Below are 15,857 nucleotides of genomic sequence, written 5' to 3' on the forward strand. Positions count from 1 at the left end.
GAACATCCGCTCGGCCGCCGGCTTCGAGCGCCGCCTCAACGACATGAGCTGCGGCGGCTGTCATCAGACCCGCGGCATCGGCGGCTTCCATTTTCCCGGCGTCGACTGGATGGCGGCCAAGCCGGACAACACCACGGTCGTGCCGGCCTCGCCGCATTTCTTCGGCGACCAGGTCCGTCGGCGCGACATCGTCACCGCGATGGCCGAAGGGCGGCAGCCGGATTTTTCCCGCGGCTTCGCCAGCCGCCCGCAGACCCGTGGCGACACCGAGCTCGCCGGCACCGAATACGTGGACGGCTGGGGCGCGCATTGCTACGCGCCGGGCGACGACGCGAGCCGGAACGACAAGAGTTTGGCCGCCTGGACCTGCGCCGAAGGATTGTCCTGCCAGGTGATGAATCCTGCGACGCGGATGGGGATGTGTTTCATCAGGACCCGCTGATACGTCTGGCTTTGGAGCTTGCGGCGTGTTGTCGAGCCTCCTGATTGGCTGCGAGGCCATTGAGCAACCGACATCTTTCGATGCTAAGCTGCTCTCTGCGGGCGAGGCGGAGGCTGGAAGGCCCGGAACCAAAGCGGGGGGCGAGCATGAGTGACGCCGGCGATGACAACAAAGAGCGCAATCGCCAGATTGCGCGCAACGAGGAAAAGCGCCAAGCCGTTGGCGCGGTGCGAGTCAGCGGCTGGGCGATCGTGTTCGCCGTCGTCATCGGCGTGATCGCATTTTTCGCAGGCTGGGCCTGGCTCAATCGTTGATGATCGGAACTGGAATTATGCTTACACGACGCGCTTTCGCGAAATTTTCGCTGTTGCCACTGGTCGGCGGCTTTTCAATTGAAGCCGGAGGACCTGCCGTTACGGGCGATAGGGGTTTTTCGAAGCTCGAGGAAGCCTTGGCCAAGATCGAGCTGGAGAGCAGCGGGCGCCTCGGCGTCGCCGTGCTGGACCTGGAAAGCGGCACTCAGGCCGGCCATCGTGCCTACGAGCGTTTTCCCATGTGCAGCACGTTCAAGGCGCTGACGGCGGCCGCGGTTCTCGCCAGGGTCGACGCCGGCAAGGAGCAATTGGACCGGCGCGTCGCCGTCGTGCAGAGCGATATCCTCGCCTATGCGCCGGCGACGAAACAGCATGTCGGCGGCGACGGCATGTCGATCGCCGAGCTTTGTGAGGCCGCCGTGACGCTGAGCGACAACACGGCGGCCAACCTCCTGCTCCGGAGCATGGGTGGGCCCTCAGCCATCACCGACTATGCCCGGTCGCTCGGCGACCAGATCACGCGGCTCGACCGCATCGAGCCGGACCTCAACGAGGCCACGCCGGGTGACGAGCGCGACTCTACGACGCCATTCGCCTTGGCGACAGACCTCCAGGCGCTTGCGGTCGGGGTGGCGCTGTCGGTGGCGTCACGGGAGCAACTGATCGCGTGGCTGGTCGGCTGTAAGACCGGGGATGCGAAGCTGCGTGCAGGCCTGCCGAAGGACTGGAAGGTTGGCGACAAGACCGGCTCGGGAAACCATGGCTCGAGCAACGACGTTGCCGTCATCTGGCCCGCCGGGCGCAAGCCGCTGATCATCACGTCCTATCTGACAGAGACTGAAGCCTCCGACGACCAGCGCAACGCCACGCATGCGGCCGTCGGCCGGGCCGTTGCCGAAATGGCTGTGGGATAGAGTTACGCCACCGCGCCGGAGGCGCGCAGCTTCTGGATCGACGCACTGTCATAACCGGCGCTGCGCAGGATCTCGTCGGAGTGCTCGCCGATCGCCGGCGGCTTGCGCGGCCGTACCTTGCTGGCGCCGTCCACCCAGATCGGGCTGTTGATGGTCAGCATGGTGTCGTTCTCGAACGGCACCAGCACCTCATTGTCGATCATCTGCTGGTCGGTCGGGATGTCGTCGAGAATACCGACCACGCCGAACACGAGGCCGTTGCCGTCCAGAATCCTGCGCCAATCGGCGAGGTCCCTGGTGGCGAACACCTCGTCGAAAATCCGGATCAACTCGACGGAGCGGGCATGCCGGTCGGCCTTGGTTGCGAACCGCTCGTCCGAGATCAGGTCCTCCCGGTCGAGGCAGCGTGCCAGCGTCGGCCATTGCCGCTCCTCGCTGAGCAGCGACAGGATGATCCAGCGGCCGTCCCTGCACTTGTAGTGGTTGGTCACCGCGTTGAGCGCGCGCTCGCGCGGACGCCGCTCGGCGAACTTCGCGCCGCAGAGCCTCGCCTGCGCCAGCACAGAGGCGGCCCAGATGCCGTTGGCCATCAGGTTCGAGGCCACGTGCGCGCCCTTGCCGGTGCGCTCACGCCGATAGAGCGCGGTGACGATTGCGCCGTAGAATGCCATCGCGCAGGGGTGATCACCCATGCCGGCGACGGAGCGGGCCGGTGTGGTGTTGGTGTCGGCGCGCACCAGGTCCATCAGGCCCGAGCGCGCCCAATAGGCGTTGCTGTCGAAGCCGGGCTTGTTGGCCTCCTCGCCCTTCTCGCCATAGCCGGTGAAGGACGCATAGATCAGCCGCTCGTTTCGCGGCGCCAAATGGTCATAGGTGATGCCGAGCCGCGCGCGGACCGCGGGCGGATAGTTGGTGATGAAGACGTCGGCCTGGGCGGCGAGCTTGTGCAACACCGCCTGTCCCTCCGGCTTGGAGAGATCGAGCGCGAGGCTTCGCTTGTTGCGGGCTTCCAGCATCCAGGCGAAGTTGTGCTCGCTGGCAGGATAGCCGGGCAAGCTCGGCAGGTTGCGATAAGGGTCGCCGGATCCGGGCGGCTCGATCTTGATCACGTCGGCGCCGAAATCCGACAGCACGGTCGCGGCCGCGGGCGCCGCGATGAAGCTCGCGCAGTCCAGGACCTTCAGCCCGTCAAAGATACCTTTTTCCATCGCGACGTCGCTCCCGCTGATCCCTTGTGGTTGTTTCCGTGCGCCGGAATTGCGGCCGCGGACGATCAGGCATTTGACCCAGCCGGGCTGATGGATGCAACCGGCTTTCCCGCGGGGCTACTCTTCCTCACCCGACAGCAGGGCTGCATTGCCGCCGGCTGCGGCGGTGTTGATGGTCACGGTCTGCTCGGTGGCAAATCGCGCGAGATAATGCGGCCCGCCGGCCTTCGGCCCGGTGCCGGACAGGCCGTGGCCGCCGAACGGCTGCACGCCGACCACGGCGCCGATCATGTTGCGGTTGACATAGACGTTGCCGACCTGGAGCCGGTCGACGATCGCGTCCGCGGTATCGTCGATGCGCGTGTGGATGCCGAGCGTGAGCCCGTAGCCGGTTGCGTCGATCGCCCGCAGCACGGCCTCGAGCCGGTCGGCGCCGTAACGCACCACGTGCAGGATCGGCCCGAATATTTCCGCTCTGAGCTGATCCGCGCTGGTGAGCTCGAAGATGTGCGGCGCGACGTAGTTGCCTGGCGGCGCAGTGCCGGCGAAATGCACCTTCGCCTCGCGCCTCATGCGCGCGACATGGGCGTCCAGCTTCGCCTTGGCCTCGGCATCGATCACCGGGCCGACATGGGTCGCCACATCGCGGGGATCGCCGAGTTTCAGCTCGCGCGCGGCGCCTGCGATCATCTCGATCATACGGTCGGCGACGTCGTCCTGCACGAACAACAGCCGCAGTGCCGAGCAGCGCTGGCCTGCCGAGCGGAATGCCGACGTCACCACGTCGTCGGCGACCTGCTCGGGCAGCGCGGTGGCGTCGCCGATCATCGCATTGATGCCGCCGGTCTCGGCGATCAAAGGCACGATCGGCCCGTCCTTGGCAGCGAGCGCACGGTTGATCAATCTCGCCACGTCCGTCGAGCCGGTGAAGACCACACCGCTGACATCGCGACGGGCGACGAGTGCCGCGCCGGTCGCGCCGTCGCCCGGCAGCAGATGCAGTGCCGTGACCGGCACGCCGGCTTCATGCAGCAGCCGGACGGCCTCCATGGCGATCAGCGGCGTCTGCTCGGCCGGTTTTGCTACGACGGCATTGCCGGCCATCAGCGCGGCTGTGACCTGGCCAAGGAAGATCGCGAGCGGAAAATTCCACGGCGAGATGGCGACGAACACGCCACGGCCGCGCAGCCGCAACGTGTTGCTCTCGCCGGTTGGTCCCGGCATCGGCTCGTCGGAATCGAACAATTTCCGGCCTTGAACGGCGTAATAGCGGCAGAAATCGGCGGCCTCTCGAACTTCCGAAAGCGCATCGTCGAGCGTCTTGCCGCCCTCGCGCTGCAGCAGGGCGATGAAGCGCGCGGCGCGCGCTTCCAGGAGGTCCGCGGCTTGCTCCAGCGCTTCGGCACGCTCGTCTGCCGGTGTCGTACGCCAGGCCATAAATCCAGCGCGCGCTGCGGTGACCGCCGCGTCGACATGCGCCGGCGTCGCCTCGATGACGCTGCCGACCGGCGTGCTCCGGTCAATCGGGCTCGTGATCTGCCGCGCATCGCCGTCGCCGGCGACGCCGTCGATCAGCGGTGTAGCTGCTGCTGCCGCGGTTGCATTCGCGACGGACGCCAGCAACTGATCGAGCGCGGCGCGCTCGCCGAATTCTACGCCGCGCGAATTGGCGCGATCCGAACCATAGAGGTCGCGGGGAAGCGGGATGTCGGGGTGCTGGGCCCGCTCGGCGCTGCCGATGATATCGGCCGGGCGCCGCAACAGCTTCGCCGGGGGAACCGCTTCATCCGCGGCGAGTGCGACGAAGGACGAGTTGGCGCCATTCTCCAGCAGGCGGCGCACCAGATAGGCGAGCAGGTCGCGATGGCTGCCGACTGGCGCATAGGTGCGATGAGCGAGTTTCGGGTGATCCTCGGCGAGTTGCGCGTAAAGCGCCTCGCCCATGCCGTGCAGGCGCTGGAATTCGAAGCCAACCCCGCCTTCGGCAAGTTCCAGCACCGTGGCCACCGTCAGCGCATTATGGGTCGCGAATTGCGGGAACAGGAGTGGGCGCAGCCGCAGGAGCTTCCGTGCGCAGGCGACGTAGTTGAGGTCGGTCATCGCCTTGCGGGTGAAGACGGCATAGCCGGGGAGCCCGCGTTCCTGCGCCCGCTTGATCTCGGTGTCCCAATAGGCGCCTTTGACCAGGCGGATCATCATGCGCCGGTCGTGCGCATGGGCGAGCTGCTCGACGTAGTCGATTACGGCGCCGGCGCGCTTCTGATAGGCCTGGATCGCGAGCCCGAAACCGTCCCAGCCGGCCAGCGACGAATCGGCGAAGCTCGCGGCGATCACGTCCAGCGACAGTTCCAGCCGGTCGGCTTCCTCGGCGTCCACGGTGAAGTTGAGATCGAAGGTCTTGGCCTGGCGCGCGAGATCGATCACGCGCGGTACAAGCTCGGCCATCACGCGGTCGCGGCTGGTCGCCTCGAATCGCGGATGCAGCGCCGAGAGTTTCACCGAAATGCCGGGGCGGTCGGGAAGTGGCCGGTTGCCGGCGGCGTGCCCGATCGCGGCAATCGCGCTTGCATAGGACTTGAAGTAGCGCGCGGCGTCGGTGGCGGTGCGGGCGCCTTCGCCGAGCATGTCGAAGGAATAGCGCGAGGCGGTCCTGGTCTTCGAGCGCGGCTGGGCGCGGGCCAGCGCCGCCTCGATGGTTTCGCCCAGCACGAAATGGCTGCCCATCAGCCGCATCGCCTGGCGCGTGGCGGCGCGCACGGCCGGCGCGCCAAGCCGCTTGGCCAGCCGTCCGAGCGTTCCCCGCGGGGTTTCGCCGGGCTGGATGACGCGCGCTGAAATGCCGAGCGCCCAGGCCGAAGCGTTGACCAGGAAGGCGCTGGACTTGGTCTCGTGATGGATGAAGTCGCCCTCGCCGAGCTTGTCCTCGATGAACTGGTCGGCGGTGCGGGCGTCCGGCACGCGGAGCAGGGCTTCCGCCAGCACCATCAGCGCCAGCCCCTCCTTGGTGGAGAGCGCGAATTCGCGCAGCATGTCCTCGACGCCGCCGAGCGGATCGTCATTGGTCCTGATGGCATCGATCAGGCGGTTGGCGGTCGCGTCGATACGCCGTTCCTGCTCGGGGCCGAGCGACGCGCTTGCAAGCAGCGGTGCCGCCAGCGTGCGATCGTCGGGGGCGTAGTCGACACTGAACGGGGGTGGGAATGCGGAATCGGGCGTCATGGCGAACCTGCTGATTCCGTCTCTTTAGCACGCAAACTACCGCACCGCGAAGCAGCCCGTGCGCAGAGCCACGTTCGCCGCTCGTGGAGAGCCAGGTCGCGCTTGGTAATGCTCTGGAGCGCGCCGGGCGCGCTAAACCTTGAGATTTTCGGCCGAGGTCTTGCCGCGATTGGCGATCTCTTCGTATTCGATCGTCTGCCCTTCATTGAGTGTCGAAAGACCGGCCTTCTGCACCGCTGAAATATGCACGAACACGTCCTTGCCGCCCGCGGCGGGCTGGATGAAGCCATAGCCCTTGGTCGGGTTGAACCACTTGACCGTACCCTTAGCCATACGTCGTCTCCGCGGGACGCAAGAAAATCAGCGAACCGCCGCAGGTCCCCGCAAACCGGCGCGTCCGAGGCGGCAGGATACGCCGGTTGGGGCCTGCTTGGTAGCTCAAACAGCATCGCCCATTCACAGGAAATCTTTCATGTCGCGGCACATTTGTGCTTTTTTGCGCGTTTCGCGATCAATTGACGCACGGACGGCGGCAGGCGCCGCCGCTGCGCGCTCCAGCAAGTGGTGAGCTCAGTAGGTGGCGGCGAGATAGTCGACAATCTTCCCGACGTCACCGTCGTCGATCGGCGCCCCATAGGTCTTGATCATCTTGGTCACCTCGGCCTGCCAGAAGTCCTTCTTCGATTTCACACTCCGTGGCTGGGTCTGGATGTAGTCGGCCGAGTGGCAGCCGGTGCAGTTGTTTTGCACCACATCGAGGTTGGGCCCCGGCTTGAACGCTGCGGTCTCCTCCGGCAGCTTGTAGGAGATCGGTGCGGCGTGCACGGCGACGACGAGCGGAATGATCGCAATGGCGGACAACAACATCTGCTTCACGATTTGCGATCCTTACACCACGCTGACACGAACGGTTTCGACGACGTTACGCATGTAGCCGGCGGGATTCCAGCGTGGCGCGTCCGGCTGGGTCTCACCCGCATTGCTGGTGGCGCGCACCTTGACCTCGTGATCGCCGGCCGCAAGCTTCAGGGGAAGATGCCATTCTCGGAACGAGTACTTGCCGAAGTCGCGGCCGAGCTTTGCGGACGTCCAGCTCTTTCCGCCGTCGGTCGACACCGCGACCTCCTTGATGCCCTTGCCGCCGTCGAAGGCGATACCCTTCAGGATGATCTTGCCGGTCTTCAGCTTGGCACCGTCGGCGACGCTGGTGATGAAGGAGCGAATGTCGAACCGGTTGATCGGGATGGTCGCTTTTGGCGCGGTCCCCGGCTCGAGGCAGGCGCAGGGCGTGTCTGGAATCCGGTAGGCGGTTTTCATCCAGAAGCCGTCGAACTCATGGTCGATGACGGTGATCTCATTGAGGTGCTTGACCCAATAGGTTCCGTAATAGCCGGGCACGACGAGCCGCAGCGGAAAGCCGTTCAGCACCGGCAGGTCCTCGCCGTTCATGCCGTAGGCCAGCATGACGTCGCCGTCCCTGGCGTGATCGAGGTCGAGCGCCTTGACGAAATCCGGCGTCTTGTCGCTGACCGGGCCGTCCATCCCGTTGAAGGTGACCTGCTTTGAGCCCTGTTGCACGCCGGCGATATCGAGCACGGTCTTCAAGGGAACGCCGTGCCACCGCGCATTTCCCATCGCGCCGTTCGCCAATTGACCACCAGCCACGCGCGGCGAAAAGAACCCCCGGCTGTTGCCCGAGCACTGGTTGACGGCCACGATCTCGGTTGACTTCAGCTTCCGGATCTCCCGCAGCGACAGCTTCAGGGGATGATCGACCTTTCCCTTGACCTCCAGCGTGAACGTATCGGGGTCGATGTCGAGCGGGACGCCCGCCAGGTGGTAGCGGACGAAGAACGCGTTGTTCGGCGTGATCGGGCCGTCATTGAAGATGTGGAACGGCGTTTCCAGTTGCGGCGGCCGGCTGGTCAGGCCGATCATCGGGCGCTTCTGCGGGTACTTCACGAGCGGCCGTTCGCCATTGTCGAAAGGGAGCGTCACGCTGTCGAGCGCGAGGGCGCTCCTTGCGTCAAATCCGGCTGCCAGCGCAGCCATGCCGGCGCGCTTCATCCATTCCCGTCGATCGAGCATGAGCTTCCTCCGATGCATTTTCTTGGCGCTTCCGGTCACCACCGGAATCGGAAGGCCATGATTGCATCGGCGTGGTGCCGGTCAAATGATGCTTTCGGTGCAGGGCGTTGCGATATGACAAGGCATCAGAGCGGCATTGCAGCAATCAGTGCTGCGGCGGTGGGCCCGTCGACGAGCGCCGACAGCGTCCTGGCTTCCGCGACCACCCGGACGGTCATCGGCTCGTCGCGGCCGCGGATGGTGACGTCCTGTGCCGGCAGGTCGGCCTCGGCAAGGCCCGCGGCCTTGCGCACCTCGTCGGACACCAGCGCCTCGCAACCGACCGTCTTGGTCATGTCCTGCAGCCGTGCGGCGACATTGACGGCGTCGCCGAGCGCGGTGAACACCATGTGGTCGCGGTAACCGATATCGCCGACGATCACCTCGCCGCCATGGATGCCGATGCCGAAACGGATCGGCTCCTTGAGGTCGTGGCTCAGGAACTGGTTGAGCTCCTCGATATTGGCCGCGATTGCCGCTGCTGCCTTGAGCGCCTGCCGACTCGCGGTCCGCGCATCCGCGGCCAGCCCGAACAGCGCCAGCACGCCGTCGCCGACGAACTGGTTGGGCCGTCCGCCGCAGTCGATCACCGCCTGCGATACCGCCGCAAGAAAACGGTTGACCACGAACACGGTGTCGAACGGCAGCAGTTTCTCGGCGAGCCGGGTCGAGCCGCGCATGTCGACGAACAGATTGACCAGATGGCGCTCCTCGCCGATCCGAGCCGGGTTCGCGGCATGGGTGTTGGCCGAGGCGCTGCTCGGCAGGAAAAGCTGGAAGAAGGAGAGATCGGCGGTCGGCCGCAACTGGCAGGCAAGGCGGATGGATGGATCGCTGGTGCCGACACGGGCCAAGACGAATGCCTCGCGCTGTGACGGCTCGGGCAGCGCGCTGCAGTCGCCGATCACGCGGATACGGCAGGTCGAACAGCGCGCCCGCCCGCCGCAGACGCTGGCGTGCGGGACGTTGGCGCGCAGGCTTGCCTCCAGCACGCTGAGGCCCTTCGGCACCCGAACCGAGCGGCCGTTGCCATAGGAGAGCGTGACCATGCCGCCCCGGCGCTCGAGCAGCGTGCGCGCGCCGCGGGCGAGAAGCGTGGCTCCGATCAGGCCGAGATAGCAAATGAGGAAACCACTGACGATCCGGCCGAGCATCGCCTGCTCGGCCGGCGTGCCCAGGTTTCGCTCCGACAGATTCTCGGCCCGCCATTGCGGATCACCGCTGTCGGCGATGACGGTTCGGCCGGCCTGGTAGAGGCCGAGCATGGCGAGCGTCGGGAGCAGCACCGCTGCTGCCAGCAGATAGGGGGCGAGCCGCGCGTAAAACCGCTTCATTCTGAGCCAGAAATGCAGGCCGATGCAGCCATGCACCCAGGCGATCAGGAGCACCGTGTACATCTGCCAGATTCGGAACGGCTGAGCGACCCAGAACACGTAGAGCTCCTGCGGATAGAGCTTGTCCTGATCGAACAGGGCGCTGCCGAGCCGTGCGCCGATGACGTGGAAGGCGACCAGCAAGGGAATGCTCAGACCGAGCAGGAGCTGCAACGGCTCGACCGCGATCCAGGTGAATTGGCGGCGCTGGTAGAGTGCCCAGATGCCGAGACCGGCGTGCAGCGTCACTGCGGCATAGAATACGATCGCCACGGGCGGGAACTGCCAGAACAGGACGTGGTAGTGGACGCCGTCGGCGAGCGCCTCGAGCGAGACGTTGCCGAGCGCGTGATTGAGAAAATGGCTGATGAGATAGCTGAACAGGATCAGGCCGCAGGCGAAGCGGACCTGCCGCACGCCGATGCCGCGGAGGAATTTTCGGCTCGGCTCGCCGGGGGATGGGACCATGTGTTTCACGAGAGCATTATCGTCCATGCACGCTGTTCATTCCACTTCAAACAGGGTGTCGCCCGACGGTAGTCGAAGCACCGCAATACTCCGATTTTCTTTGCTTTACGGCACGTTGACACCCTGCGGGCATTCGGGGAGAAAGCGCCGTGACAAGCGCTTCGCCATCCCCCGACAATTCGCATGATACCGCTGCCCATCGGTCCCTGACCATCGCGATCGGCCTGATCGCGGCGATGACCGCGATGCGGATCGTGTTCGCGAGCCTGCTCGATCTGCGCACCGACGAGGCCTATTACTGGACTTGGTCGAAGGAGCATGTGCTGTCGTTCCTCGATCATCCGCCGATGATCGCCTGGTTCATCCGGTTCGGCACCGCGATCTTCGGCGATACCAATCTCGGCGTCCGCTTTGCCGGAATCGTCGCGATGGCGGCCACGCAAATGCTGCTCGCGGACATCGTGCGGCGCACCACCCATGACGTCCGGGCGGTGGTGGTCGCGATCCTGATGCCGGAGGCAGCGCTGTATTATGGGCTGTTGATGGCCAAGGTCGCGCCCGACGTCGCGCTGATCCCGTTCGCGGTGGCGATGGTCTGGGCGCTGGTCCGGCTCGCGGAGAGCGGCGATGGACGCTGGTGGATCGCCACGGGCGTGTTCGCGGGGCTGGCGCTGCTGGCAAAGCTCACCGCGATCATGCTGCTGCCGGCGGTGGCCGCGTTCCTGCTCGTGCCGGATTGGCGGGCGCGCTGGCTGGTGTCGCCCCATCCCTATCTCGCGGTGCTGGTTGCGGCGCTCGTGTTCGCGCCGGTGCTGATCTGGAATGCGCAGCACGACTGGGCGTCGTTCCGTTTCCAGTTCGTGCGCGCCAGCGCCACCCGTGAATTGTCGCTGCGCACCGTCGGCGACTATGTCGGACTGCAATTCGGCCAGGTCGGTTTTGTGCTCCTGCCGGTGGTGCTGGCCGGCCTCGTGCTCACCGCCTGGCGCGGCTACCGAAACCGCGACCCGGTCGGCATCCTTCTGTCGACGGCGGTGCTGGTGCCGTTCCTCTATTTCTTCTGGCGATCGCTGAGCCTGCGGGTCGGCGACACCTGGCCGATGTTCATGTGGCCGATCGGTTTTGCCGCCGCCGCCATCCATCTCGCCATGCTGCGGCGCGAGGGCGCGCCCGAGCGGCGGATCAGGTCGGCGCACCAATGGACGGTGATCGCGATCGCGTCCGGCATGGGCTTCGTGGTTCTGGTCTTCTTCTATTATGTCGCTGCACCCTGGAACTTGCTCGGCCGCACCGACCCGATCGGCGCCGAAGCGGGCTTTGCCGCGGTCGCGGCCCGCGCGGCCGAGCAGCTCGAAAAAACCGGGGCAAGCTGGATCGCGACCACGGACTACCGCACCTATGCCGAAATGCGCTGGTCCTTCAATGGCCGCGTCCCGGTGGTTCAAATCAACGAGCGCGGCCGTTTCATGGGGTTCGCAGATCCCGGCTCGGAGAAGATCACCGGACACACCGGCCTCTATGTTGCGCGGGTGCCCGACAACGCCAATCCGGTCTGGGCCGAGACGGGCGCGGTTCGGCAGCCGCTGGAACGTGTCGACCGGGTTTGGCGCGGCGTCGTCATGGATACCTATTCGCTGGAAAAGATCACCGGCTGGACGCCGGAGCTGTCGCCGGCGCCGGACTCCCCGCTGTTTCGTTGGCGGGTGCTGGCAGGCAGGCTTCATTTCACCAACCCGCCGGCGTGAGGTCCTATTCCGCATCATCCTCCTCCCGCTTGCGCAGGAGGTCGCGGGCGAGATCGGCGAGAGCGGGCCGCGGCAGCGCGGCGAACGGCAACGGCCGCGTCACCTCGATCGCGGCCAGGCCCAGCCGCGCCGTGAGCAGTCCATTCAGGATGCCTTCGCCGAGCCGCTGCGACAGCTTTGCCGCCAGCCCATGGCCGAGCACCTGCTGGATCAGGCTGTCGCTCGCCGCCATGCCACCGGTGATGGCGAGATGGGCGACGACGTGGCGGAGCAGCCGGATCATGCCGAGCGTGCCCGGCCTGCCGCCATAGAGCCGCGCCAGGCGGCGGATCAGTTGCAGTGCAGCGACGAACACGAACAGCACGTCGATCATTGCGCGCGGCGCCACCGCGGTGACGATCGAGACGCGTTGCGCGGCGGAGGAGACCAGCCGCCGCGCCTCGGCATCGAGCGGTGCCATCAATTCGCGCTCGGCGAGCCGGATCATGTCGGCGCCGTCGATGATGTCGTCGGCGTGGCCTTGCAGCGCGGCGCGGGCGCGGGCGAGCTGCGGGTTCTGGTGCGCAAGCTGGACCAGCTCTTTGACGATGCTGCGGCTTTCGGCGCGGTCGTCGCTCAAGAGCACGGCGGCGGCGCGCAGGTGCAGCTTCTCGATGGTCGCAAGCCGCATCAGCGCGAGCGCCTCGCGGCCGGTGATGACGGCGAGCGCGAGTGCCGCCAGAGAGGTCAAGCTGACGCCGAGCCAGCCGAGGCCGTCGCTGCGCGCGAACAGGTCCTCGATCAGGTGCGTGACTCCGAGCCCCATGCCGAGCAGGATGAGGCCCGCGACCGCGGTCCAGAACACCGCGCCCCAGCGCAAGCCTCTTCGCTCGGGCAACGCGAGCTCGACCGGCACGGGCAGCGCCGGTTCCGGCTCGGGCGTCACCTGCACGGTGCCGCGGGGGGGCCGGCCGGCCTCGTCGGCATCGACCACGACCACGCCGGGGTCGTCGAGCTTGAACGTGGCGGGACGGCGGTGTTTTGGGTGCTCGCTCATTGCAACCGGTCTCCGATCAGGAACTGCAACGCCCGGTCGAGCCGGATATGAGGCAGCGCAGGCTCACCACCATTGCTCTCCAGATGCGGCGGCCGGAAACGCAGGAACCGATAGTCGCTGTTCTCGGCCAGGGTGGAGGAGAGCCCGCGAAACGCCCCCTCGCTAGCGAACAGCTCCTCGGGGTCGGCGGGCAGATCGCCGGGGAAGGTCGCGACCTCCATGGTGCCGTCGAAAGACTGCCCGTCGGCGGTCTCGCCTTCCGCCGGCGTGCCGAGAATCGACGGCAGTTTGTCGCGGCCACGGGCGACCACCGCTTCGCGGGTGGCGCGGATCGCCGCCAGCGCGACCACGTCGATCGCAGCGCCGGTCGCCTCGGCCCGCGCCACGGCTCCTGTCACGGCGCGGCGCAGCACGGCTTCCAGCCGGTCGTGGCTGGTATGGTGCAGATGGTCGGCCTTGGTGGCCGCGAACAGGATGCGATCGATCCGCGGCCGGAACAGATTCGAGAGAAACGTGCTGCGCCCGACCCGGAAGCAGTCGAGGATGCCGGCGAGCGCGGCTTCGAGATCATGCAGCGCTTCCGGGCCGGAGTTGAACGCCGCCAGCGCATCGACCAGCACGATCTGGCGGTCGAGCCTGGCGAAATGATCGCGAAAGAACGGCCGGACCACGACGTCCTTATAGGCTTCGTAACGGCGCAGCATCATCGCCCATAGCGAGCGATCGGGCGCAGTGCCGTCGGGAAGGTCGAGCGGCGCGAAGGTCAGCGCCGGCGAGCCCGCGAGATTGCCGGGCATCAGGAAACGGCCGGGCGGCAGCAGGCTCATCGCGAACCGTTCGTCGCGGCAGGCGCGCAGATATTCGGTGAACAGTTTTGCGGCGAGCAGGGTCGCCTGTTCATCTTCGGGTGCACTCGGATCGAGGGTGGCGAGATGGGCGTGCCATTTTGCCGCAAGCGGGCTGCGCGGTTGCTCCCGCGACAGCGCGAGGCTCTCGGCGGCCCATTGCTCGTAGCTCTTGGTGAGCAGCGGCAAGTCGAGCAGCCACTCGCCGGGATAGTCGACGATGTCCAGCCTCAGCGTGCGGTCGGCGCCGTTGTGCCGTTGATAGTCGACCACGAGCCGAAGCTCGCTGATGTCGACCGTCGAGCTTGGCCAGCGCCGCTCCTCGATCAGTGCGGCGAGGTGGCTCTCATAGTCGAAGCGCGGCACCGCATCGTCCGGCTGCGGTGCCAGATGCGCGCGCGCGATCCGCCCGGAGGCGAGCGGCTCGAACACCGGAAATCGGCCGCCGCGCGTGAGGCCGTGCACCAGCGCAGTGATGAACACGGTCTTGCCGGCGCGCGAAAGCCCGGTGACGCCGAGCCGGACCGTCGGGTTGAAGAAGCTCTCGCCATAGTCGAGCAGCGACCGCGCCGACAGGCGCGCTTCCTCGATGATTTCGGTAAAGGTCAGGGCCATGCTGCGGGCAGAACTTGGCGGGAAATTTCCTCGAAACTTGGCGATTGGCGGGCGGAAATCAAGCTTGCGCGACCGAGGTCACGGTCTGCCTGAACGGTCCGTTGACCACATGCGACCGATGCCTTATCCGAGTCTCGAAGAGCCCACCGGAGTGCCCATGACGATCTTCCGACTGAAGCAACTGGCCTCGACCTCGATCCATGCGGCGACCGGTGCGATCCGCTGGAACTACGATCGGGTCGAACTGATTGCCGACGGGGTCGTCCACGGCATCGGTATCGTGTTCGGGCTCATCGCTGCCACCGTGCTGGTGGTGCTGACCGCGGTCTATGCCGGAGCGCTCGATGTCTTCGCGGTGTCGGTCTATGTCGCGGGCCTGCTGATGATGCTGGTGCTGTCGGCGAGCTATAATCTCTGGCCGGTATCCCGCACCAAATGGGTGCTGCGCCGCTTCGACCATTCGGCGATCTATCTTCTGATCGCCGCGACCTATACGCCGTTCATCCTGGAGCTGAAGAGCGGCGCGATGGCGGTCGCGCTGCTGATCGGGGTCTGGTGCGTCGCCGGGCTCGGCATCGCGATCAAGCTGACTTTGCCGGGCCGGTTCGACCGGCTCGCGGTCGGGCTCTATCTGGCGCTCGGCTGGAGCGGTGCGATGCTGTACGATTCGGTCGTGGTGTCGCTGCCGACGATGGCGCTGTGGTGCGTGCTCGTCGGCGGCGCGCTGTACAGCTTCGGCGTGATCTTTCATTCCTGGCGGCGGTTGCGCTTCCAGAACGTGATCTGGCATTGTTTCGTGCTGTTGGGCGCGGCGTTCCACTATACGGCGGTGCTCGACCTGGTTCTGACCTGACGTTTCTCGATCGCGGGAGGGTGGCGATGCAGGTGACCGGCAAGGTCGTGGTTGTCACCGGCGGCGCCAACGGCATCGGCAAGGCGCTGTGCGAGGCGTTTCAGCGCGCCGGCGCCGCCAAGGTCGTGGTCGCCGATCTCGATATCCATCGCGCCCGCGAGGTCGCGGCCGGCATCGGCGGCGCGGCGTTCAAATGCGACGTCGCGCAGGAGAAGAACGTCCTGCATGTCATCGAGGAGACCGAACGGCAGTTCGGCCCGATCGAGCTGTTCTGCTCCAATGCGGGCATCGGCGGCGGCTTCGACCCGCTGTCGGTCAACGCCGGCGGCACGTCGGACGAGCCGTTCGCGCGCAGCTGGGCGATCCATGTCATGGCCCATGTCTATGCCGCGCGGCACCTGATCCCGCGCTACAAGGCGCGCGGCGGCGGCTACTTCCTCAACACCATCTCGGCGGCGGGGCTGTTGTCGCAGGTCGGCAGCCCGGCCTATTCGACCACCAAACATGCCGCGGTCGGCTTTGCGGAGAACCTCGCGATCTCGCACAAGGCCGACAACATCCGCGTCTCGATCCTGTGCCCGCAGGGCGTCGACACCGACATGCTGCGCGCGATCCCGAAGGGCCCGCAATCCGGCGACGGCGATCTTTCGCCCGAGCAGGTCGCGCAGGACGTGCTCGCCGGCATCGCGCAGGAGACG

Annotated in this window: 13 protein-coding genes and 1 pseudogene; 6 read left to right on the forward strand and 8 right to left on the reverse strand. The window is 66.4% G+C overall.

Features of this window, described 5'->3' with window-relative positions:
* The 3 genes and pseudogenes from JOY90_RS23160 to bla form a co-directional block, all read left to right on the forward strand.
* Positions 1-442 (forward strand): annotated as a pseudogene (locus tag JOY90_RS23160) (hypothetical protein); the annotation flags it as partial.
* Between the two features lie 146 nt (positions 443-588).
* The gene (locus JOY90_RS23165; RefSeq protein WP_291693440.1) at positions 589-756 is read left to right on the forward strand and encodes a hypothetical protein; all 168 of its coding nucleotides are present in this window, start codon (positions 589-591) and stop codon (positions 754-756) included.
* 17 nt (positions 757-773) lie between these two features.
* The gene (bla, locus tag JOY90_RS23170) at positions 774-1,670 is read left to right on the forward strand and encodes a class A beta-lactamase (protein ID WP_291693441.1); all 897 of its coding nucleotides are present in this window, start codon (positions 774-776) and stop codon (positions 1,668-1,670) included.
* 2 nt (positions 1,671-1,672) lie between these two features.
* On the opposite strand, the gene JOY90_RS23175 is transcribed toward bla, so the two are convergent.
* The 6 genes from JOY90_RS23175 to JOY90_RS23200 form a co-directional block, all read right to left on the reverse strand.
* The gene (locus JOY90_RS23175; RefSeq protein WP_291693442.1) at positions 1,673-2,878 is read right to left on the reverse strand and encodes a CaiB/BaiF CoA-transferase family protein; all 1,206 of its coding nucleotides are present in this window, start codon (positions 2,876-2,878) and stop codon (positions 1,673-1,675) included.
* A gap of 117 nt (positions 2,879-2,995) precedes the next feature.
* Positions 2,996-6,097: a bifunctional proline dehydrogenase/L-glutamate gamma-semialdehyde dehydrogenase PutA gene (gene putA, locus JOY90_RS23180; protein ID WP_291693443.1), complete on the reverse strand. Its 3,102-nt coding sequence runs from the start codon at positions 6,095-6,097 to the stop codon at positions 2,996-2,998.
* A gap of 132 nt (positions 6,098-6,229) precedes the next feature.
* Positions 6,230-6,430, reverse strand: coding sequence for a cold-shock protein (locus JOY90_RS23185; RefSeq protein ID WP_291693444.1), 201 nt, complete (start codon positions 6,428-6,430; stop codon positions 6,230-6,232).
* 237 nt (positions 6,431-6,667) lie between these two features.
* Positions 6,668-6,964 carry a cytochrome c gene (locus JOY90_RS23190; RefSeq protein WP_291693450.1) on the reverse strand — a complete coding sequence of 99 codons (297 nt, stop codon included), beginning with the start codon at positions 6,962-6,964 and terminating at the stop codon, positions 6,668-6,670.
* Positions 6,965-6,985: 21 nt separating this feature from the next.
* Positions 6,986-8,185 (reverse strand): molybdopterin-dependent oxidoreductase, encoded by a 1,200-nt coding sequence (locus JOY90_RS23195; protein WP_291693445.1) that lies wholly within the window; start codon positions 8,183-8,185, stop codon positions 6,986-6,988.
* A 125-nt stretch (positions 8,186-8,310) separates the two neighbouring features.
* Positions 8,311-10,065, reverse strand: a complete 1,755-nt coding sequence (locus tag JOY90_RS23200) for an adenylate/guanylate cyclase domain-containing protein (RefSeq protein WP_291693451.1) — start codon at positions 10,063-10,065, stop codon at positions 8,311-8,313.
* Positions 10,066-10,301: 236 nt separating this feature from the next.
* Here JOY90_RS23200 and JOY90_RS23205 point away from each other — a divergent pair, with 236 nt between their 5' ends.
* A complete protein-coding gene (locus tag JOY90_RS23205; protein ID WP_291693452.1) occupies positions 10,302-11,810 on the forward strand; it encodes a glycosyltransferase family 39 protein in 1,509 nt (502 codons plus the stop codon).
* Between the two features lie 4 nt (positions 11,811-11,814).
* Here JOY90_RS23205 and JOY90_RS23210 read toward each other — a convergent pair whose 3' ends face one another.
* Positions 11,815-12,846, reverse strand: a complete 1,032-nt coding sequence (locus JOY90_RS23210; RefSeq protein WP_291693446.1) for a YcjF family protein — start codon at positions 12,844-12,846, stop codon at positions 11,815-11,817.
* Positions 12,843-14,306 (reverse strand): YcjX family protein, encoded by a 1,464-nt coding sequence (locus JOY90_RS23215; protein WP_291693447.1) that lies wholly within the window; start codon positions 14,304-14,306, stop codon positions 12,843-12,845. The genes JOY90_RS23210 and JOY90_RS23215 overlap by 4 nt, the downstream gene beginning before the upstream one ends.
* Positions 14,307-14,463: 157 nt before the next feature.
* Between JOY90_RS23215 and JOY90_RS23220 the strand changes: the two genes are divergently transcribed.
* Positions 14,464-15,159: a hemolysin III family protein gene (locus JOY90_RS23220; RefSeq protein ID WP_291693448.1), complete on the forward strand. Its 696-nt coding sequence runs from the start codon at positions 14,464-14,466 to the stop codon at positions 15,157-15,159.
* 26 nt (positions 15,160-15,185) lie between these two features.
* Positions 15,186-15,857: SDR family oxidoreductase (locus JOY90_RS23225; protein WP_291693449.1), on the forward strand; the 672-nt coding region annotated here is incomplete at its 3' end.

The sequence above is a fragment of the Bradyrhizobium sp. genome (assembly GCF_019242285.1).
Lineage (GTDB): Bacteria > Pseudomonadota > Alphaproteobacteria > Rhizobiales > Xanthobacteraceae > Bradyrhizobium.